At 70.9% G+C, this 18,739-nt stretch carries 22 protein-coding genes; 12 read left to right on the plus strand and 10 right to left on the minus strand.

From position 1 onward, the window contains the following. Positions 1-382 precede the first annotated feature (382 nt). Entirely contained in the window at positions 383-1,021 is a 639-nt protein-coding gene (locus tag AB0B29_RS05110; protein ID WP_362234193.1) for a polysaccharide deacetylase family protein, read from the plus strand. 98 nt (positions 1,022-1,119) lie between these two features. Here the strand turns inward: AB0B29_RS05110 and AB0B29_RS05115 are convergent, their stop codons facing one another. The 7 genes from AB0B29_RS05115 to AB0B29_RS05145 form a co-directional block, all read right to left on the minus strand. Continuing rightward, a complete protein-coding gene (locus AB0B29_RS05115; protein ID WP_362234196.1) occupies positions 1,120-1,824 on the minus strand; it encodes a hypothetical protein in 705 nt (234 codons plus the stop codon). 149 nt (positions 1,825-1,973) lie between these two features. Beyond that, on the minus strand, positions 1,974-3,233 hold the full coding sequence (locus AB0B29_RS05120) for a hypothetical protein (RefSeq protein ID WP_362234198.1): 1,260 nt from the start codon (positions 3,231-3,233) through the stop codon (positions 1,974-1,976). Beyond that, positions 3,223-5,310 (minus strand): hypothetical protein, encoded by a 2,088-nt coding sequence (locus AB0B29_RS05125; protein WP_362234200.1) that lies wholly within the window; start codon positions 5,308-5,310, stop codon positions 3,223-3,225. Before AB0B29_RS05125 ends, AB0B29_RS05120 begins: the two co-directional genes overlap by 11 nt. A gap of 63 nt (positions 5,311-5,373) precedes the next feature. Further along, positions 5,374-6,264 carry a hypothetical protein gene (locus AB0B29_RS05130; RefSeq protein WP_362234203.1) on the minus strand — a complete coding sequence of 297 codons (891 nt, stop codon included), beginning with the start codon at positions 6,262-6,264 and terminating at the stop codon, positions 5,374-5,376. Continuing rightward, positions 6,264-6,902, minus strand: coding sequence for a hypothetical protein (locus AB0B29_RS05135; protein ID WP_362234205.1), 639 nt, complete (start codon positions 6,900-6,902; stop codon positions 6,264-6,266). Before AB0B29_RS05135 ends, AB0B29_RS05130 begins: the two co-directional genes overlap by 1 nt. After that, a complete protein-coding gene (locus AB0B29_RS05140) occupies positions 6,899-8,086 on the minus strand; it encodes a putative T7SS-secreted protein (protein ID WP_362234207.1) in 1,188 nt (395 codons plus the stop codon). Before AB0B29_RS05140 ends, AB0B29_RS05135 begins: the two co-directional genes overlap by 4 nt. Positions 8,087-8,094: 8 nt before the next feature. Further along, positions 8,095-8,421 carry a hypothetical protein gene (locus tag AB0B29_RS05145; RefSeq protein ID WP_362234210.1) on the minus strand — a complete coding sequence of 109 codons (327 nt, stop codon included), beginning with the start codon at positions 8,419-8,421 and terminating at the stop codon, positions 8,095-8,097. A 168-nt stretch (positions 8,422-8,589) separates the two neighbouring features. On the opposite strand from AB0B29_RS05145, the gene AB0B29_RS05150 reads away from it, so the two are divergent. The 11 genes from AB0B29_RS05150 (at position 8,590) to AB0B29_RS05200 (ending at position 16,649) form a co-directional block, all read left to right on the plus strand. After that, positions 8,590-9,021, plus strand: a complete 432-nt coding sequence (locus tag AB0B29_RS05150) for an SMI1/KNR4 family protein (RefSeq protein ID WP_362234213.1) — start codon at positions 8,590-8,592, stop codon at positions 9,019-9,021. A 479-nt stretch (positions 9,022-9,500) separates the two neighbouring features. After that, positions 9,501-10,223: a hypothetical protein gene (locus AB0B29_RS05155; RefSeq protein WP_362234216.1), complete on the plus strand. Its 723-nt coding sequence runs from the start codon at positions 9,501-9,503 to the stop codon at positions 10,221-10,223. 17 nt (positions 10,224-10,240) lie between these two features. Further along, positions 10,241-11,122, plus strand: a complete 882-nt coding sequence (locus tag AB0B29_RS05160; protein ID WP_362234219.1) for a hypothetical protein — start codon at positions 10,241-10,243, stop codon at positions 11,120-11,122. Next, on the plus strand, positions 11,119-12,426 hold the full coding sequence (locus AB0B29_RS05165; protein WP_362234222.1) for a CpaF family protein: 1,308 nt from the start codon (positions 11,119-11,121) through the stop codon (positions 12,424-12,426). Before AB0B29_RS05160 ends, AB0B29_RS05165 begins: the two co-directional genes overlap by 4 nt. 46 nt (positions 12,427-12,472) lie before the next feature. Then, complete coding sequence (locus tag AB0B29_RS05170; RefSeq protein WP_351625683.1) at positions 12,473-13,423, plus strand: type II secretion system F family protein; 951 nt, start codon at positions 12,473-12,475, stop codon at positions 13,421-13,423. Then, complete coding sequence (locus tag AB0B29_RS05175; protein ID WP_358564105.1) at positions 13,423-14,346, plus strand: type II secretion system F family protein; 924 nt, start codon at positions 13,423-13,425, stop codon at positions 14,344-14,346. Before AB0B29_RS05170 ends, AB0B29_RS05175 begins: the two co-directional genes overlap by 1 nt. A 100-nt stretch (positions 14,347-14,446) precedes the next feature. Further along, positions 14,447-14,698 carry a hypothetical protein gene (locus AB0B29_RS05180; RefSeq protein WP_010041603.1) on the plus strand — a complete coding sequence of 84 codons (252 nt, stop codon included), beginning with the start codon at positions 14,447-14,449 and terminating at the stop codon, positions 14,696-14,698. A gap of 62 nt (positions 14,699-14,760) precedes the next feature. Beyond that, positions 14,761-15,222: a TadE family protein gene (locus AB0B29_RS05185; protein WP_104787420.1), complete on the plus strand. Its 462-nt coding sequence runs from the start codon at positions 14,761-14,763 to the stop codon at positions 15,220-15,222. Beyond that, positions 15,223-15,651 carry a TadE/TadG family type IV pilus assembly protein gene (locus tag AB0B29_RS05190; RefSeq protein WP_362234225.1) on the plus strand — a complete coding sequence of 143 codons (429 nt, stop codon included), beginning with the start codon at positions 15,223-15,225 and terminating at the stop codon, positions 15,649-15,651. Then, positions 15,648-16,118 carry a pilus assembly protein TadG-related protein gene (locus AB0B29_RS05195; protein ID WP_362234228.1) on the plus strand — a complete coding sequence of 157 codons (471 nt, stop codon included), beginning with the start codon at positions 15,648-15,650 and terminating at the stop codon, positions 16,116-16,118. The genes AB0B29_RS05190 and AB0B29_RS05195 overlap by 4 nt, the downstream gene beginning before the upstream one ends. Before the next feature lie 303 nt (positions 16,119-16,421). Next, the gene (locus tag AB0B29_RS05200; RefSeq protein WP_362234231.1) at positions 16,422-16,649 is read left to right on the plus strand and encodes a hypothetical protein; all 228 of its coding nucleotides are present in this window, start codon (positions 16,422-16,424) and stop codon (positions 16,647-16,649) included. 63 nt (positions 16,650-16,712) lie between these two features. Here AB0B29_RS05200 and AB0B29_RS05205 read toward each other — a convergent pair whose 3' ends face one another. The 3 genes from AB0B29_RS05205 to AB0B29_RS05215 form a co-directional block, all read right to left on the minus strand. Next, complete coding sequence (locus AB0B29_RS05205) at positions 16,713-17,066, minus strand: hypothetical protein (RefSeq protein WP_362234233.1); 354 nt, start codon at positions 17,064-17,066, stop codon at positions 16,713-16,715. A gap of 132 nt (positions 17,067-17,198) precedes the next feature. After that, complete coding sequence (locus tag AB0B29_RS05210; protein ID WP_362234236.1) at positions 17,199-17,615, minus strand: contact-dependent growth inhibition system immunity protein; 417 nt, start codon at positions 17,613-17,615, stop codon at positions 17,199-17,201. Positions 17,616-17,670: 55 nt separating this feature from the next. Then, positions 17,671-18,708, minus strand: coding sequence for a hypothetical protein (locus AB0B29_RS05215; protein WP_362234239.1), 1,038 nt, complete (start codon positions 18,706-18,708; stop codon positions 17,671-17,673). Positions 18,709-18,739: the final 31 nt, after the last annotated feature.

Raw genomic sequence — 18,739 nt, forward strand, 5'->3', positions numbered from 1 at the left:
GCCTCCGTGTCCGGAATCCAGCACCGCTTGGCGGAGCGCGATTCGCTACTGCGGGCACTGCGGAGCAGCTGTGGGTCGGGTGGGACCGTGAAGCTCGCCATTTCACCCCTACGGTCGACCCTCCGAAACTACACTCGCGCACCATGCCTAACTCCCGCAGCACCAGCGCGCATACGACGTCCGTCTCGGCCAATGTGTTCGACCGAAGCGCGTGGAGAAGACGGGCTGCGGAGGATGCGGGAGTCGAACGATGGCCGGAGCCCTGGGGCGGTGACGCGACGCCGCCAAGACGCGGTCGCCCTGTACCGCTCCCGTGCCCGACGCCGTTGCCCGGGGCGGGCCCGTGATCGGAATCAATCGGGGTGGGATACAGAGCGGTTCGATGCCCGCCCGGACCGTCGCGCTCACCTTCGACGGAAGGCCCGACCCCGTCTGGACACCCCGGCTGCTCGCCCTGCTGCGGCAGCACAACCCGCGGGCGACCTTCTTCCGGCACGGTGCCCAGGCCGCCCGGCACCCGGAGTTGATCCGGCGCATCCGGGCCGAGGGGCACGAGATCATGTCCAATACCTACACCGGGGCCGTCCTCGGGGAGTCCTCCGCCTCCCGTTTCCGCGCCGGGCACGAGATGACCCAGAGCGCCCTCGCCGGGGCAACCGGGCGGCGGACGAACCTGCTGCGGATGCTTTGGACCACCTCGCCCGACACCCTGTGCGGGCGCGAGTGGCAGGCCGCGCGGCGGGCCGCCGGGTACGGGTACGTGCTCGTCGCCGCCGACAAGGGGTCGCGCAAGCCGGCGCAGGGGATCGTCCGGGAGCTCAGTCAGACGGAGAGCGCCTATCCGGACCTCATGGGCCTGTTCGAGGCCATGCGCAGGGCCACCGGCGGCGGAGGGCGGCAGCTCAACGTGCCCGTGGCCGACCCGGACCTGCGCACCTGCAAGGGCAGCGCGGTGAAGTGGGACGACCGGCGGGCGCGCGCCCCGTGCGCGGCCCTGCGGGAGGGGCGGTCGCCCGGCTGATCAGCGGGGCGGCCCGGGCCGTGTGCGATGCGCAGTCACCAGGGCGGTGAGAACCGGGCCGTGTGCGACCGGGGTTGTCTGCCCTGGTGGATCCGGACTCACTTCGCGAGCTTGGCGTTCTGCGCACCCACCACCTTCGCGGACATCTTGGCGTCGCTGGGCCGCGTGCTGTCCGCGATGGCGAAGCCGTTCACCGAGAAGTAGACGGCGAGCACGTCACCCTCGCGAATGGCTTCGGTGTGCAGGGTGTGGGTGACGCCCCGGAACGTCATCGTGGAGCGGAAGGCGACGGCACCGGTCGTCGTGCCCTTCTCGGCGGTGACCGAATCGTAGGGCGTGGTGTTCTTGCCCGCCTTCGCGGTGAACCCGTCCGCGCACTCCGGTACGGCCTTCGCCAACCCGGCCAGCACCGACTCGGTCTCGGCCGCCGATTCGTACGAGGCGAGAGTGACGTACGTGCTCGCCTTGCCGTAGCCCGACCCGGCACTGCGCGTGAGGTCGGCCTGCGGTTCGCCGAGCGGGAGTTGATTCATCGCGTAGGCCAGCGGGGCGCAGCGGGACTTGTCGACCGTGACCTCGTCCGAGGACTTGGCGAAGGCGTACTCGGCTTGCGGCTCGTCCACGTTGTAGCCGGGCAGGTCGTCCTTCGTCAGGATCACCTTCGCCAGCCGCTGTGCCGGAGTGACCTGCTTGGCCCTGGGCGCCGACGGCGAAGCGGAGGGCTTGTTCTCGCCGCCCGAGCAGGCGGTCAAGGCGGAGGTCAGGGCCAGGACGGAGACGACGGCCAGGGCGGCGCGCTTCAATGGGGGCTCCTTGGTCGCTAATCCGAACGAAGATCATGGCATGACGGCTCGGGAGGCCCATGCGCAGGTTGTGGGGGAGCGATGACAAGGACGACCGGCGGGCGCGCGCCCTGTTCGCGGCCCTGCGGGAGGGGCGGCCGGCCGGCTGATCAGCCGGCCATCGGCCGACGGGAGTCCAGGCCCTCCAGCGGTGGCATCAGCGAGCCGTATCCCGTGGCCGCCCACACGCTCCGCCCTGCGGGGAGCTCGAAGTAGGGAACGGTGCGGCCGTCCCGGGCCGTGTCGGTGAGCACCTCCGGGGCGCGGTGGTCCCGCAGAGCGTCCGCACAGTCCTGGCACACCGCCACGTCGAGCCGGTCCCGGTGGCCGATCCGGCGCCAGCCGGTGCGGAGGGCGGCGCGGCCGTGCAGAGGGTTGAAGAAGCAGAGCGGCAGGCCGGGGGAGCCGGCGAGGGCGTCGCGGCCCTCCTGTGCCAGCGCCAGGGCGCCCGCCAGGTCCGGCAGGCCCGGGGCCTCGTCGAGGACCTTCCCGGCGGCGGCGTACGCGTCGAGGGCACGCTGGAGCCCGGGGGTCGTGGCGGCGTCGGCGGCATGGGCCGCCTCGCCCAGTGCCAGGACCTCCGCCTCCGCCCGGCGCCTCACCCGTGCCTCGTCGGCCGCGCGGGCCGTCGCGAACACCAGCTGCGGGACGGCCGGGGAGGGCCGCCGGGAACGGAGCAGGGCGGCGCGGGTCGCGAGTACGGTCAGGGCCAGGGCCGGTACGGCGATCAGCAGCCACCAGCCGGTCACTCCGGAGTCGGATTCGCTGACTGCGAAGCCGGGGCCGGGCTGCGCGGGAGGGGCCGATCCGTCGCGGGCCGCGTCCAGATCCCTCGTCGCCTCCTCGTACCGTTGCCTGCCCTCGCCCTCCGCCACCAGGTCCACGGCCTTCGCGGTCAGGTCTGCCAGCCCGGCGTCCCGCGTCTCGTCCAGGAAGCCTGCGGCGGACACGGCGTCCCGTGCCTGGTGGGCGTCAGAGGGCCACTCGTAGCCCTCCAGGGAGTCGGAGAAGTCGCCGTCCGTCGTGATGACGATGAGTTCGCGCTGGTTCGGGAACCGGTCATGGACGATCCCCGCCAGCACCTCGGAGTCGCCGTCGAAGGCGTCGCCCTTGGTGAGGGGCGTGAGGACGACCTTGATGGGCAGGCCCGTGCGGCGGATCCGGTCCGCCAGTTGCCGCTGCCGGGACGGCGGGACGGCGGTGGCGTACGCCTCGTCGACGTAGACGGGCGAGGTGCGCAGGGCGCTCGCGATGCGCTGCCCGGCGCTCGGGGTGTCGCCGTCCGCGGCGGTGGCGGTGCCGGTGGCGGTCAGCGCCGCCAGCAGCAGTGCCGCTAGAGCCGTGAACACGCACTTCATCTCAGTGGACACCCGCGGTCTCCCTCACCTTGTCGACGAGCCGGGCGATTCCTTGGGGTACGGCGGTCAGCGGGCCGTCGGTCGCGTCGTAGTAGGGGAGGCGGGTGTTGCCGAGGGACGGGTCGGGCAGCTTCAGCAACCGGGCCGGGATGCCGCCCGGTTCGGCGACGGCCGTGTCGCGGCAGGGCCCGCAGACGGGCAGCAGGCGGCGGGCGTTGCCCTCGGCCGAGACACGGACGTGGTGGCGGTGGGCGGCGGGGCCGTGCAGGGGGTTCACGCCGCAGCACAGGTCCGTCGTGTCGCCGGAGAGCGCGGCGCGGCCCGCTCGCGCGAGCACGATGACGGCGACCAGGGTCGCGGGGTCGGTGCCCGCCTGCCGGGCGCGGTCGAGGTCGCCGTCGAGGAGGAGCATCGCCGCGTCGAGGTGGTCCCAGGCGGGGCCGTGCTCCTCCCGCTTGCCGAACTCGCTTGTCAATGCACGGAGTTCCGCATGAGCGGTACGGCGGAGGTAGGGCGCCGACGGCTCCGTCGGGGCCGTGAGCGACAGACGGTTCGCCGGCTCGGGAGCGGGAGAGCGCCACCGCAGCAGGCCGCCGACACCCCACGTCAGCCCGGCCAGCACAGCGGACAGCAGGAGTGCCGCGAAGGCGCCCACGAACAGGCCGGGCCAGAAGTCGGTGGCGAACAGGGGTGGCAGGTCGTTCTCGTGGGCCGCGCTCGGGGCGGCGGGCGGGGGATACGCGCTTTGCGGACGGTCTGTGCGCGGAGTCTTGTCGAGGTGGGTCATCAGTGCGTCGAGGCGCTCGCCGAGGAGGTGGTCGTCGGCCTCGTCCGCCCTGCTGTCCCCGAACGTGAGAGAGTCCGGCAGCCCGAAGGACAGCCGGTCGGAGTCCAGGCGCAGCCCGTGGTTGACGACGTCGATGGTGCCGTCGTCCGGATCGGCGACGATGAACACCCCGTCCTGACCCACCTTGGCGTGCACCGCCGCGGCGAACAGCTCCGCGTCGCCGGCCGCCTCGCTCTCCGGCGTCTGCGGCACGAGCAGGACGTACACCGGTCCGCCGCCGTCGGAGCGCCGGAAGTCGCGGATCCGCTCGTGCAGCCGGTCCCGCTGCCGGGTGTCGAGGACTCGTGGGCTTTCCGGGTCGGCGTAGACGGGGTCCTGTTTCAGCCCGGCCGCGACCCGCTCCACCCGGGCGGACAGGTCGGCGGGAGTCGGCGGCCGTGCCGCGCTCGAGGTGGTCTGGTCGAAGACGACGGGAGCGGTCAGGGCGATCGCCGCGGCCGCGAGGCCGGCCGCGCCGGGCACGACCCACCGGGGGACCCGCCGCCCGGCCCCGGAACGCCGACGGCGGCGCCGCGCGTACGCGCCCGTCAGCACGATCAGCAGCGGTACGCCGGTCAGCAGGATGCCCGTGAGGAACGACTGGTTGTTGCGGTCGGACGGGCCGATGTACATCTCGGCGGGCTCGTCACCCTCCCGGAACCTCTCGCGCGCCGCCTCCGCCCTCGCCGTGGCCTTCGCGTGGTCCTGGGCGATGACCTCGACGAAACACTCGAAGGCGCGCAACGGGCCCGCGTCATAGGGCACTTCGTAGAGGGCGACGGTTGCGGCCGCCTCGGCGGGTACGCGCACGCCCCAGGCCGTGGCCTGCGCGACGTCCGTCCCCTCGATCAGGACGTACAGCCCGTCACGCCCGAGCCGGTCGTGCACAGCGCCGAGCAGCTGCCTGCCGGCCGCGCTGCTCAGCATGGGCAGGACCAGGACGTAGGTCGGGACGCCCGTCTTCTTCGCGAGCCGGGCGAAGTCGGGCGCGGTGGAGCGCGGGACCTCGCGGGGGAGCTGGTCGCTGACGTAGACCGGGTTCTCACGGAGACGGTCGGCGAGGTACGCGGCCTGGGTGGGGACGTCCACGGCGTCCGCGGCGCCCGCGGCCTCCAGGGCCCCGGCCGAGGCGGTGGGAGTGGCGGTTGCGAAGACGACCGTCAGCGAACAGACGGCGAGGAGCAGCCGGAGCGCGCGGGCGCGGCCTGTGCTCCACGCCCATGTTCGTGCCGTGCAGGCATTGTTCGTCCTGGCCGCTCTCACCCGTGAGCCCCCCGCGCGTCCGATCGCTGTCCGCGCCGCACTCTACTCGGGGCTTCGCGAGTGCTACAGGTCGCCCGGTTGTGGCTTGGCCGGTTCGCCGGAGGGGCTCATCAGGATGCCGTGGGTCTCGTGGAGGTCCTCGCCCGCCTTCGACGGGACACGGGCCTCGGCCAGGACGATGCCGCTCGCAAGGCGCCGGAAGGTGGGGGGCAGGGCGTCGGACGGGAGGTCGGCGAGGAAACGGGTGACGCGGGCGCGCTGGCCGGGGGTGAGGTCGCCCTCCCCGATGGTGTCGGCGGCCCCTGCCAGGAGTTCCGCCAGGCGCTCGGCACTGTCCGGGTTGCCGGTGAACAGCCGGATCCAGGAGTCGTCGGCGAAGGTCAGTCGGACGTCCGCCCCGGCCTCGCTGAAGCGCATCCGCCGGGCGCCCGCGACGGCGTCCCGTGGGTACTCCGCGAGGACGTCGGCCTTGGCGATCGAGCCCGTGCGCGTGCCCAGGAACAGCAGGCGGCGGCTGGTCAGGACCAGGTCGGTGGTGTAGCCCTCGGGGCGGCGGTCCGGGTCGAGTTGCCAGGGCGCGGTGCGGGCGAGGGTGCCGGGGGCGGCCCACATGACGGGGAAGTCGTCGACCTCGTTCTCGCGTTCCTCGGGCTTGCCGGTCGCGGGGACACTGCCGAAGGGGCTGCCCGCGGCGCCTCCGAGGTTGGCGACGAGGTTGGCGATGAGCGGGATCCCGAAGGCCAGGGCTCGGCCGGTGCGGCGCGCGGCCCGGTCGCCCGTGCCGCGCGGGGTGTGGACCGGACCGGGGGGCCAGTTGGGGAGTTCGCCCTGGATGTCGCCGCGCTGTGGGTCGCGGAACCAGCGGCAGCCGGCGACCGGGGCCGCCAGACCGGCGGCGAACCGGGCCGACGTCCGGAGCAGCAGATCCTCGTCCGCGCTGGGGTACCAGTCCATCAGTGCGTCACTTCTCTCTGCGGGAATTCCACCGACCCGATGATGTCCGCGAGGGCGTGCGAGAACTCCTCCCACTGCTCCACGGACGCCGTGTCGAGGGTGATCACAGCGGTGCAGGGGTCCGCCGGGAACGGAATGTGCACCTGGATCTGCCCCATGATCAGGTCCTCGTCCCTGCCGGAGGTCGTGTACGCGCCGTCCACGACGAGCTTGCGGAAGGTGATGCCGCAGACGGCCGGGCCGCACGGCAGGTCGAGCCAGGACACCTCGCGCAGGGGATCGCTCAGCAGGGCGGCCCGGGTGCCCTCGGCGACGACGTCGGGGTCCGCCTCCCCGCGCTCGTGGACGGCGATGGTGAGGGCGCAGTGGGCGATACCGCCGCCGTCCTCGATCTCGTAGAGCCCGATGCCGAAGAACGCGACGCCGTCGGCGAGGAGTTCGTCCGCCATGGCGCCGTAGAGGGAGCCCATGGTGTTCCACAGTGGCTCCTCGCCCTGTGGATAGAGGTCCCGGACCAGGCGCCGTGCCGCGTCGGCGCGTTCCTCCGGGTCGAGGGAGACCTCGATGGCGTGCATGCCCTTCGGGAGACGGAAGGCCATGGGGGGCAGGGTGGCGTCGGCCACGGTCAGGGCGGTCACGAGTGGGCCCCGAAGTCGTGCGTGGCGATGGTGTGCAGCTTCAGGGCGTTGAGGCCGCCCTTGATCGAGGCGTCCAGTGCGCGTCCCGCGCGGCTCATCGGGGCGATGGCCTCCTCGCCCTTGATGAACGGCAGCTTCGAGGCGATGGTGTTGATGCCCTGGGTGCCGAGGATCTGGCCCTTGCGGACGTTCTGCAGCCCGCTTTCCACGGCCAGCGTCAGGCGGCTGCCGCCCTCACCCAGTTTCACCACGGGCGCGGCCTTCAACGGCCCGAAGAGCACGAACGACTTGCCGACGCTGGTGACGCCTCGGTACCCCTCGCCCAGCTCCGCGGCCCGTGCGGTCGCACTGACTCCCTTGGCCAGCTCGGCACTGCCCGTCAGGCCCTTCACGCCCGGCAGGATGCCGAGGGCGTCGAAGCCGATCTCGGTCCAGGAGACGTCCGCGCCGGCCGCCTTGGCGACGGCGTGGCTCAGCAGGGCCGCGCCGCTGGTGATCATCGCGCCGGCGGCGAAGATCGCGCCGAGGGGTTCGAAGGGGGCGGTGATGATGGCGAGCATGCCGAGGACGCCGCTGGCCAGGCTCAGGACGTCGCCGATGGTCTTGATGAGGTCGGCGTGGTCCTTGAACCACTCGCCGGTGGCGTCCCACGCGTCGGTGATGCCGTGCCCGAGCTTGTCCCAGAAGCCGGGCTCGTCGGGTGCGATGCCGGCGGCCTTGTCGAGGTCCCGGCCGACGAGTCCGGCGGCGTGCCGGTACCGCTCCTCCAGGCCGTGCACCTTCTGGATGACGCCGTTCACGTCGCCGGAGGCCTTCCCGTACGCCTCGGTCCCCTCCTTGGCGTCCGCCTGCGCGTCGAGTTTCTCCCCGGCCTCCTTCTCCAGGCGGTCCGCCTCGTCCTGGAAACCGTCGAGCTGTCCGGCCCAGCGGTGCAGGGCGCGCGAGGCCTTGTCGAAGGACTCGTAGCTCTTCCTGATCAGGTGCGTGACGTCGGTGGAGATGTGCTCGCTGAACGCCACGGCGGTCTTGCCCTTCCAGGCGCCGCACTCGATGCGTTCCAGTTCCCGTACGGCGGTGCCGAGTTCACTCGCCAGGCCGCCGATCCGCTTGGCCAGCTCACGGGTCTGCTCGACGTCGCCGGGGGTGGGGTCCCAGCCTATGTGGGGGAAGGAGGGGCGTCCCATACGGTGCTTCAGCGCCCCTTCTCGGCGGCCTTGGAACCCTTGGGGGCTTTGGCGGCTTTCATGGACTCGGCGAGCTCCAGGTCCAGCTTGTCGAAGGTCTCGCCGATCTTGTTGATCATCTTGACCGCGTTCTGGGTGTGCTTGCCGAGCTGTTTGATGCCGTAGGCCCAGTCGTCGGCGAAGTCGTGCACGTCGTCGACGAGCCGGGGCGCTCCGACGACCGACCCGTCGGTACCGCGCAACGTCCGCCGGGCGCCGTCCATACGGTCGGAAATCGTCGAGAAGGTTCGTTTCAGGTCCTCGAAGACGGTGTCCTCGAGCCGCAGATCACTCACGTCGCGTTCCCGGCGGTCCGGTGGTGGGGCGTTCGCGATCTTAGGCAGCGCTTCACGGTGTGTGACCGCTGCTGGTGCAAGGATGGGCGTTGTTTGAGCGGGAGATGGGCGCGCGTTTGCCGGGGCTTGGGGTGAGGGCGCGGCGGCTCGGCGAGGGGAGCGGGCGATATGTGGCGTGGCCTGATCGAGGACTCCGGAGCAGGACTGTCGTGCCCTCCGGCGGACCCCGCAGCCCTCCACCACGTCGAGCAGTCCCTCGGCCACCCCCTGCCCCCTGATCTGAGTGCACTGCTCCTGCAGACGGACGGCATCGAGGGCCCGTACGGTGAGGGCCTCGTCTGGCCCGCTGAACACATCCTCGAGAACAACCAGACCTTCCGCACCGACCCCGGAATCCGCTCGCTCTACCGACCGTTCGACTCGCTGCTGTTCATCGGTGACAACGGCGGGAGCGACCAGTTCGGGCTCCTGTGGGCCTCTGAACGGGCCGACATCCACATCTGGGACCACGAGACGGACGAACGCAGACCTGTGGCCCCGGACCTGGCCGGCTATGTGCGCAGGGCGCTGGAGAGCGGGGGAGGGGACTGGTACCGGTAGCTCCAGCCCCCGGCGCGATCCCCCCGGGAGGTGAGACGCCGACGCCCGCGGACGTCACCCTCACGAGGGCATGAACGCGAGACGCCCACCCGGCTTCGTGAGTGAATCGTGCAGGCATGATGGCCGACAGGTGACGAACCGGGCACTCGGCAAGCGCCGTTGGGGGAGGCACCGATTCGCTGGCGCACAGGTGAGGGTGTCATGTGGCGTCCGTCCCGGCCGGGTTGAGCAGGGCCGACGTTGCAGATGGATAACAGGCCGGGACCTGCGGCCCGTGGGGCCGGAGGCGCCTTGAGGGGCTTATGTGCGGCTGATACGGTGCGATGGCTTGACACTCACCCCCAGTGCTGGCCATTCGCCCAGGCCGGGCGAGTACGTCCGGCCCGTCCCGTACCTTTCCGTGCGGGTCGACGCGGGTGAAGTGTCCGCACTTGAAGGCACATAACAGACATCTTCTTGGGTGTACGGGGAGCGGTTGCGTGAAGATCCAAGAGCGTACGGGGGCGGGCGCAGGCCGTTCCACGGCTCCGGCTCAGCCGTCGGTCGGCGACCGGCTTCCCACCCCTCCTCGCGAGCGCAAACCGGCACTGGCCGCGCTCGCCGTGCTGCTGATCCTGGTCGGTGCGCTGGGTGTCACCATGCTCGTGCTGCAGGTCGGCAACCGGGTCGAGGTCGTCAAGGTGACGAAGGAGATCCAGGCCGGGGAGTCCGTCGGTGACAACGTGACCTCGGTGATGGTCGCCGCCGACGACAGCATCAACTACGTCACGTGGGACCAGCTGGCCACGCTGAAGACCCTCAAGGCCAAGTCCACGATCTACCAGGACACCGTCGTGATGGGCCAGATGTTCGCCAAGACGGCCACCCTGCCCGCGGGCAAGGCCTCCGTCGGTCTCGCCCTCAAGGAGGGCACCTACCCCTCGGACATCAAGTCCGGCGACGTCGTCTCCGTCTACCGCGTCAGCTCCACCGGCTCCGGTTCGAACAGCTCCGGCAGCAACAGCGGTTCGGGCGGCACCTCCTCCTCCGGCGGCGCCCTCGTCGACGACGCGCGCGTGAGCAAGGTCGACGCGGACGACGACGCCACCGTGAGCACGGGCAACCTCTCGATCACCGTCCTCGTCGACCAGGCCGACGCGGCAGCGGTCGCCTCGGCGGCGGCGGCGAACCAGGTCGCCATCGTGCGCGTCCCCGGCAACTAGAAGGCGGCACCCACCCCATGGCGCTCATCGCTCTCGCCGCCGACAAGGGTTCCCCCGGCGTCACCACCGCTGCCGTCGCACTCGCGGCTGTCTGGCCGCGGCGCGTCCTGCTCGCCGAGGCGGACCCGGCGGGCGGTGACCTCGTCTACCGCAGCGCCGCCGCGCACGGCGGCCCGCTCAACCCCAACACCGGCATGCTGTCCATCGCCGCCACCGCGCGCCGCGGCCTCGTGCCCGACCAGCTCTGGGACCACGTACAGCCGCTGAGCGGCGGGCTCGAGGTCCTCGTCGGACTCGGGATCGCCGAACAGGCCGCCGGGCTCGCAGGGTTGTGGCCGACCCTCGGGCACGCCTTCAACTCCCTCGCCGACTCCCCGCACTCCGCCGCCGACGTCATCGCCGACTGCGGACGCATCAGCGGTGACACCCCGGCCGTCGAACTGTTCCCGCACGCCGCGCTCGTGCTGCTCGTCTCGCGCACCGAGCCCGAGGCCATCGCCCGCGTCCGCGACCGCGCCGCCGCCCTCGCGGGGAAGCTGCACGGCGGATCGCGTGGCGCCGCGAGCCTCGGCACCCCGATGATCGGCGTCGTCCTGATCGCCGACACGGGCACGGCCGGCAAGCTCGCCTCCCAGGTCAACGACATGCTGGTGCACGCCCAGACCGGCGCCCGCGTGGTCGGCACCATCGCCGACGACCCGGCCGGCGCCGACCAGTTGGCCGGCCGCAAGCGCGGCCGCCTCGACAAGTCACTGCTGATCCGCTCGGCCCGCAAGGTCGCCGCCGACCTCTACCAGCAGTACGGCGCCGCCTGGGCCGCCTCCGCCCAGGCCAACCAGGCCCACCACGCCCCGCACGCCCCGGGCCAGATGCAGGGCCACGCGGGGGCCGGCGCATGACCGCTGTCGACCACCAGTTGGTCAAGCGGTTCCGCCAGGACGCCGGCGACCGCATCGCCGAGCAGCGCCGGCAGGACCAGGTCGCGGGCGTCACGCCGATGTCCACGGAGGACGAACGGCAGTACGCCCGCGCCGTCATAGCCCAGATCCTGGAGGAGTACGCCCGCGCCGAGATCAACGCGGGCCGTACGCCGCTGGACGCCGAGACCGAGGAGCAGTACGCGGCCGCCGTGCACGCCGCGCTGTTCGGCGTCGGCCGGCTCCAGCCGCTGCTGGACAACCCCGAGGTCGAGAACATCGACATCAACGGCTGCGACCAGGTGTTCATCGGCTACGCCGACGGCCGTGAGGAGCAGGGTGACCCGGTCGCGGAGACCGACGAGGAGCTCATCGAGCTCATCCAGGTGCTGGGCGCGTACTCCGGTCTGTCCTCCCGCCCCTTCGACTCGGCCAACCCGCAGCTCGACCTGCGCCTGCCCGACGGCTCGCGTCTGTCGGCCGTCATGGACGTCACCCGGCGCCCGGCCCTGTCCATCCGACGCGCGCGCATGGGCAAGGTGTTCATCTCCGACCTCGTCGGCAACGGCACCCTGTCGCCCGAGGTCGCGCACTTCATGGCCTGCGCGGTCCGGGCCCGCAAGAACATCATGATCGCCGGGGCCACCAACGCGGGCAAGACCACGCTGCTGCGGGCCCTCGCCAACGAGATTCCGCCCCACGAGCGTCTCATCACCGTCGAACGGGCCCTGGAACTCGGCCTCGACACCTTCCCCGACCTGCACCCCAACGTCGTCGCCTTCGAGGAACGCCTGCCCAACTCCGAGGGGCAGGGCACCATTTCGATGGCGGAACTGGTGCGGCGCTCGCTGCGTATGAACCCCTCCCGCGTCATCGTCGGTGAGGTCCTCGGCGACGAGATCGTCACCATGCTCAACGCCATGTCGCAGGGCAACGACGGCTCCCTGTCCACGATCCACGCCAACAGCTCGCACGAGGTCTTCAACCGTATTTCCACCTACGCGCTGCAGGCCACGGAACGACTGCCCATCGAGGCCAGCCAGATGCTGATCGCGGGCGCGGTCAACTTCGTCGTCTTCATCCAGCGACGCAACAACTACGGCAACGGCGGCCGCCTCCAGCGCATGGTCACCTCCGTCCGCGAGGTCAACGGCGTGGACGGACGCGTGCTGTCCAGCGAGGTGTTCGCGGAGGCCCCCGACGGCCGGATCGTGCCGCACGCCCCCATCGCCTGCCTGGAGGAACTGATGGCACACGGCTACCGGCCGACCGGGACCTGGGGGTGAGCCGGGAATGACCACGAACCTCGCGGCCCTCGGCTCGCTCGGCTCCATGGGCGGCCTGTTCTCCACCACCGTCCTGTACTCGATAGGCAGCGGCGTCGCCGTCGGCGGCGGGCTCGCCCTCCTCCTCATCGCCATCCGCGGGCTGCCCGCCAAGCCCGACCACGAGAAGCAGAAGGCCGCCGAGCGGGCGAGCGAACTGATCCGCTTCGCCGGGCAGCGCGGCTCGCTCGCCGCCATCGTCGGCCTGGTCGTTCTCGTCCTCACCCGCTGGGCCGTCGCGGGAATCGCGGCCGGTGTCCTCGTCTTCTTCTGGGACCGTCTCTTCGGCGGCGCCGGTGAGGAGCGGGCCGCCATGCGCCGCGTGGAGGCCCTGGCCTCCTGGACGGAGTCGCTGCGCGACACCATCGCCGGCGCCGTGGGCCTGGAGCAGGCCATCCCGGCCTCCGCCCGCGCCGCGGCGCCCGTCCTGCGGCCCCACCTCGACGCCCTCGTCGACCGGCTGCGCGCCCGCACCCCGCTGCCCGAGGCGCTCCAGCAGCTCGCCGACGAGATCGACGACGCCTCCGCCGACATCATCGTCGCGGCCCTCATCCTCAACGCCCGCCTGCGCGGCCCGGGTCTGCGCCAAGTGCTGGGCGCCCTGGCCAAGTCGGCCCGCGAGGAGGTCGACATGCGCCAGCGGGTCATGGCCCAGCGCGCGTCGACCCGCAGGTCCGTGCAGATCGTCGTCGCCGTCTCCATCGCCTTCGTCCTCGGCCTGTCCATCTTCAACCGGGACTTCGTGGCGCCGTACGGGACGGCCGTCGGCCAGCTCGTCCTGGCCTGCGTCTGCGGCCTGTTCGCGCTCGGCTTCTGGTGGCTGCGCAAGCTGTCCACCATCGAGACGCCCGAGCGCTTCCTCGTCCGCGACGAGGCATCCGTCCAGTTCGTCCGCCCCAGGACGCCGTCGGGGGCGCAGTCGCAGCAGCGGCTGCCGCAGGAAGAGGGGGCGCGCTGATGGACCTCACGATGCCGCTCGTCGTCGGCGCCGTCATCGGCCTGGGCATCTACGCCCTCGTCCGCGCCCTCATGCCCAGCAAGCGCAGCGCGATCTCGCAGGTCGCGCGGATCGACGCGATGCGGGCCCGCGGCTCGGCCTACGAGTCGGCCCGCGTGGAGCGGGAGAAGGGCCGCCTGGGCGCGCTGCGCGCCGAAGTCGGCCTGCGCGTCTCGGAGTTCTACCTCCAGCAGGGCTGGGAGCAGCGCTCGCTGCGCGCGGACCTGGCGGTGCTGGACCGCAGCTGGGAGAAGTTCCTGGCCACCAAGGTGCTGCTGGGCGTGGCGGGCCTGTTCTTCGGTCCGTTCCTGTTCGCCATCGTCTACACGCTGGGCTTCGGCCGCAGCCCGATCATCCCGGTCTGGCTGGCCCTGCTCTTCGCGGTCGTCTTCTTCTTCCTGCCCGACCTCGAAGTACGGCGGGACGCCGCCGAGAAGCGGCGCGACCTGCGGCGGGTGATCGGCGCCTACCTGGACCTGGTGTCGATGAGCCTCGCCGGCGGACGTGGTCTGCCCGAGGCCCTGATGGCCGCGGCCGAGGTCTCCGACGGCTGGGCCAACCAGCGCATCCGCAACGCCCTGGCCGACGCCCGCATCACCGGCGTCAGCCAGTGGCAGGCGCTCGGCGCGCTCGGCGAGGAGATCGGCGTGGAGGAGCTGAAGGACCTCTCCGCCTCCCTGGCCCTGGTCGCGGACGACGGCGCGAAGGTCCGCGAGTCGCTCGCCTCCCGCGCCGAGACGATGCGCCACCGCGAACTCGCCGAGATCGAGGGCAGTGCGGGCGAGAAGTCCCAGTCGATGCTCGTGGCCCAGCTGCTGCTGTGCGCCGGGTTCCTGGTGTTCCTGATCTTTCCGGCGGCGATGCGGGTGTTCCAGGTGCAGTGAGCCGTGCACGAGCCTTGCGGTGAGCTCGCAGGGAGCTCGCAGTGAGCGACCTTCACAACTCCAGAACCTCCGTGACCTGAACTCGAAAGGACAAGACGTCATGAACGGACGTAACTTCCACACCGGCATCCCCGCCGTGGACTTCCTCGTCACCTTCCTCCAGGCCCGCACCGAGCGGGCCCGCTCCGGCGAGCTGGACCGCGGTGCCTCCGCGGTCGAGTGGGTCATCATCTCCGCGGTCGTCGTGGCGATCGTGGGCGTCGTGGCCGCCATCATCAACGCCGCGCTCAGCGAGGGCGCCAACAAGGTCGGCGACTGCATCAAGGGCGCCGACGCGGGCAAGACCTGCTGATCGCCTCGAGAGCATCCGGAGCAGGAGCAGGAGCAGGAGCAGGAGCAACGGGGTTCACGGGGATGCCGGCAGACGTCAGCAGACGGGTACGCCGCTGGGCGCGGGCCGCACGGAAACGGGCGGCCACCCGCGGCGATTCAGGCATGACCGCGATCGAGTTCGTGCTGCTCACCCCGGTCCTGTTCTTCATGATCTTCGCGACCGTGCAGTTCGCCCTGTACTTCTTCGCGGACCACGTCGCCCAGGCGGCGGCCCAGGCCGGAGCCCGCAAGGCCCGGGCCACGGCCGACGAGCAGCCGGGGGCGTGGCGGGGCGAGGCGCGGGACGTGGTGGACAGCTACATCCAGCAGCTGGGCCCCCAGCTGGTGCTGTCCCCGGACGTGACGATGCTGCAGCCCGAGCAGAACACGGTGGGCGTGGAGATCGCGGCCCGGGTCCCGACGGTGTTCCCCGGGCTGGATCTGACCGTGCACGCGCAGTCGGCGGGGCCGGTGGAGCGTTTCGTCCAGGAAGAGGGCAACTGAATGTCCGTCCCTCCTTTCCCCAAGCGCGGCCGGGCCGCGGACGACAGCGGCCTGTCCACCGTCGAAGTCGTCATCCTGGCACCGGTGATGATCCTGTTCATCCTGGTCCTGGTGGCCTTCGGCCAGCTCGTGGACGGCCGCGGAGCGCTCGACGGCGCGGCCAGGGACGCGGCCCGCGCGGGTTCGATCCAGAAGGACCACGCGACGGCGATGGCCGAGGCCAAGAAGGCCGCGGAGGCGAACCTGGCGGACGTCTGCTCGGGCCCGGTGTCGGTCACGCAGACCAGCCAGGGCTTCGAACCGGACACCATCTTCACGGTCGAGGTGAGCTGCCAGGTACGGGGTCTGGCCATGCTCGGCCTCGACGTCCCGACGACGCTGTCGGCGAGCTTCAGCTCCCCGCTCGACCCGTTCCGGAGGTCGGCGTGAGACACCTGCGGTCCTCCTGGCGGTCGTGGTGGACGGCCCGTGGCGCGCGTCTGGACGACCGCGGCTCGGGTGCCGGCGCGGTCATCATCTTCACGCTCGTCTTCCTCTCCCTCTCCGCGTTCGTCATCGACGGCGGCCTGTCCATCTCCAAGCGGGAACGGGCCGCGGACATCGCCGAACAGGCCGCCCGCTACGCGGCCCAGGACATCGACCGGGATGCTCTCTACGAGAACGAGGGCGGCCCCGCCCCCATCAACTTCGAGAACTGCAACGCCCGCGTGAAGGCGTTCGCCCGCGAGATGGACATGACGGGCGCGGACATCGGCGCGACCCACTGCGTGGCGGCCAACGCCCAGCAGGTCGAGGTCGAGGTGCAGCTGACGTACTCCCCGGTCTTCACGGGGATGTTCTACGGCGGTGACGTGGTGGTCCACGGGCAGGCGGTGGCGGAGAACGAGGTCGGCTGAGCCGATCCGGAACATCCCGCGAATCTGCACACCGTTCACTGTGAGGTCGGGATGGAGTGGGGAAGCAGCCGAGCTCGGCCCGCTCACCGGGCCGCCCGCTTCATTCCTGTATCGCGGAACGGTAGACGGCGTGAAGGCTGTGAGTCCCTCGGTGACCGAATGGTCACACCCATGAATTCACCCCCCGCTTTCCGTGCGCTTTCCCATCCACGGACTGGGCACCGGCTGGCCGCCCCTACTCCGGCGTGCTTTGATCGTCGCGCTCGAGGATTTCGAATTTTGAACCGAAGGGAACCGCCTCCCATGGCCTTCACCCCGCAGATCGAGACCGCCCAGATGTCCGACGCCGAGCTGGACACCATCGCCGGCGGCCAGGCGGGCGTTGCCGCGGGTGCCGGCGCCGCTGCCGGTCTCTACGTCGAGACCACCGCCGCGGGCCTGACCACCGGCGTCGGCGGCGGCGTGGGCCTCTCCGTCTCGCCGCAGGGCGTCGCGGCGGACCTGCACCTCAACGCGGCCGTCTCGCACTGACGCACACATGGAAAGGCCCCGGGGCTTCTGTCCCGGGGCCTTTTCGCATTTCTGGGCAGGGATCTACTTGCCCCCGCCGTTCCCCTCACGGCCCTTACCGCCCCGCTTGTCCTCGGTCTTCACGGCGTCGTTCACCTTCTTGGCGAGTTCGTCGTCCAGCTTCTTGAACTCGCGCACCACGGCATCGGACATACTCGCCAGCGCGTCCAGCTGCTGCGTGATGTCCTCACGCCCGTCTTCCCAGTTGGACTCGACATCGTCGAGCGCGTCATTGACGCTGCCGTCACCGATATCGTCCTTGTACGACTCGAAGAGCTTCTTGGTGTGATTCAGCCGGGTCTTGATGGACCGCAGCCGGCGCCCGTAGCTCTCCAACTCGGGCAGCGGAAGCGCGAGGTCGCTCTTGCCCTTGCCCATCCGGCGGTCCCCCCGACACCCAACGCCCGTCTATCGTCCGGACCGTACCCCGGCCCGGGCTCTCCTTCACCACCAGCCCCACGTCGACAGGGGCTGCTCCTGGCGGGTTCGTCATCGAGCTCTCGCGTGACGTCAGGTGTCCTCCGGGGCCGAGGCGAGGAAACCATCGACCTCATCCTTCACGTAACGCGAGAGATCGGTCAGTATCGTCACGGCCTCCTTGAGCGTACGTGCCAGGTCCGGGGCGTCCGCCCATACCTCCGGCCGCCTGGTGACCACCGCGTACAGCAGGTCGTCGTCATACCACCCACCGGCTGCCTGACCGGGGGCCGTGGCCCGCAGGATCTCCACGGCGAGCGGAAGCAGCCACGGCAGTCCGACGTCCTGACTGATCAACCGAGCCAGTTCGTCCGGCTCCAGCGTTCCGATGGGGCGACGGCGCAGCCCATGCACGCTTCTGACCAGTGAGGTCGTGTCCCGAGGCGGATCCGGCCAGCGCCGTCCCTCGAGTTGTTCAAGGGACTGACCAGGGTCGACGGGCTGAGGCATTGACGGGGTTCCTTGCCAACGCGGTCGTCGGTCCGTGGACCGGCGGGTGCCGGGTTCAGCGGTTGACCGACTGGATCTCCTGGACGTTCACGTCCTGGGTGGTTTCGAAGGTGCCGTCGGGGAGGTCGCCCCTGGCGCCGCCCGCGCCTTCCCAGGAGACCTTCCAGGTGATGGAGGCCTTCAGGTGGTACGGAGTGCCGTTCGTGGCGTGGAGGTAGGTGATGCCGCAGGGCGGGGTCTTGTCGGCGTCGCCCTTCTCGTACGGTGTACCGATCGAGCCGTCGTCGTTGATCTTGCAGTCACCGGAGGCCGGGAAGGTGGTGGCGTCCTCCGTGCCCGGGTCCAGGTGGAGGGCGACGGGCTGGGCGGTCGTCTCGGCCCAGAGGTTGGTGCGGGGGAGGTCGGCGCGAACCTTGATCTCCTTGAATGTGCCCTTGTCCAGCCAGACCCAAGTGGGCAGGTTCACCGTGGATTTGGCGGTGGGCTTGACCTCGATCTCAGTGCCGGGGACTTCCACCTTGTTGTAGGCGTACTCGGCGAGCATCTTCGGCGTGGGGGCGTGGGCGACCTTCGGCACCACGTTTGCGTCCTGCCAGAACATGATCTTGCCGCAGTCCCAGGACTCGGGATCACTGTCGTCCGGTGCGACGCTGCGCCAGAAGTAGCCGTCCTTGCCGATGTTGTAGTTCTTGTAGCCCTCGGCGGTGCTGGACGTGTCGTCGAAGTTGGTGTCCGGTTTGCCGTCCCGGTAGTGGTCCGTCCACAGGCCCTTGCCGAACCAGGACTCGTGGATGCCGACGTCGCCGTTGCCGTCGGTGCTGTCCACGAAGTCCTTCAGCTCCTGCCCGGTGAAGACCGGTTCGTACCAGCAGGCCGGGGGCTTCCAGTTGACGTCCACGGAGGAGAGGCTGCCGCGCTTGCCTCCGGTGGGGCCGCTGACCTGGCGGACCTTGATCGTGGAGTAGGTGGCGGAGGCGTAGATGTTCTTGCCGTCCTTGCCTCCGGACGGGGACTTCGACTGCCCTTCGTGACCAGGCTTACCGAGTGCCGACGCGGACGACGGGAGCAGGGCGGCTCCCAGCGTCAGTGACATGAGCAGCCCGACTGTGGTCCTGCGCGTGATG

This window comes from Streptomyces tibetensis, assembly GCF_040647715.1.
GTDB lineage: Bacteria > Actinomycetota > Actinomycetes > Streptomycetales > Streptomycetaceae > Streptomyces > Streptomyces tibetensis_A.

Coding starts and splice junctions, on each gene's coding strand:
- AB0B29_RS05165 (WP_362234222.1), top strand. CDS start 11,119: ATGACCGCTGTCGACCACCAGTTGGTCAAGCGGTTCCGCCAGGACGCC.
- AB0B29_RS05160 (WP_362234219.1), top strand. CDS start 10,241: ATGGCGCTCATCGCTCTCGCCGCCGACAAGGGTTCCCCCGGCGTCACC.
- AB0B29_RS05130 (WP_362234203.1), bottom strand. CDS start 6,264: ATGGACTGGTACCCCAGCGCGGACGAGGATCTGCTGCTCCGGACGTCG.
- AB0B29_RS05140 (WP_362234207.1), bottom strand. CDS start 8,086: ATGGGACGCCCCTCCTTCCCCCACATAGGCTGGGACCCCACCCCCGGC.
- AB0B29_RS05185 (WP_104787420.1), top strand. CDS start 14,761: ATGCCGGCAGACGTCAGCAGACGGGTACGCCGCTGGGCGCGGGCCGCA.
- AB0B29_RS05200 (WP_362234231.1), top strand. CDS start 16,422: ATGGCCTTCACCCCGCAGATCGAGACCGCCCAGATGTCCGACGCCGAG.
- AB0B29_RS05215 (WP_362234239.1), bottom strand. CDS start 18,708: ATGTCACTGACGCTGGGAGCCGCCCTGCTCCCGTCGTCCGCGTCGGCA.
- AB0B29_RS05205 (WP_362234233.1), bottom strand. CDS start 17,066: ATGGGCAAGGGCAAGAGCGACCTCGCGCTTCCGCTGCCCGAGTTGGAG.
- AB0B29_RS05180 (WP_010041603.1), top strand. CDS start 14,447: ATGAACGGACGTAACTTCCACACCGGCATCCCCGCCGTGGACTTCCTC.
- AB0B29_RS05150 (WP_362234213.1), top strand. CDS start 8,590: ATGTGGCGTGGCCTGATCGAGGACTCCGGAGCAGGACTGTCGTGCCCT.
- AB0B29_RS05110 (WP_362234193.1), top strand. CDS start 383: ATGCCCGCCCGGACCGTCGCGCTCACCTTCGACGGAAGGCCCGACCCC.
- AB0B29_RS05170 (WP_351625683.1), top strand. CDS start 12,473: ATGGGCGGCCTGTTCTCCACCACCGTCCTGTACTCGATAGGCAGCGGC.
- AB0B29_RS05175 (WP_358564105.1), top strand. CDS start 13,423: ATGGACCTCACGATGCCGCTCGTCGTCGGCGCCGTCATCGGCCTGGGC.
- AB0B29_RS05190 (WP_362234225.1), top strand. CDS start 15,223: ATGTCCGTCCCTCCTTTCCCCAAGCGCGGCCGGGCCGCGGACGACAGC.
- AB0B29_RS05210 (WP_362234236.1), bottom strand. CDS start 17,615: ATGCCTCAGCCCGTCGACCCTGGTCAGTCCCTTGAACAACTCGAGGGA.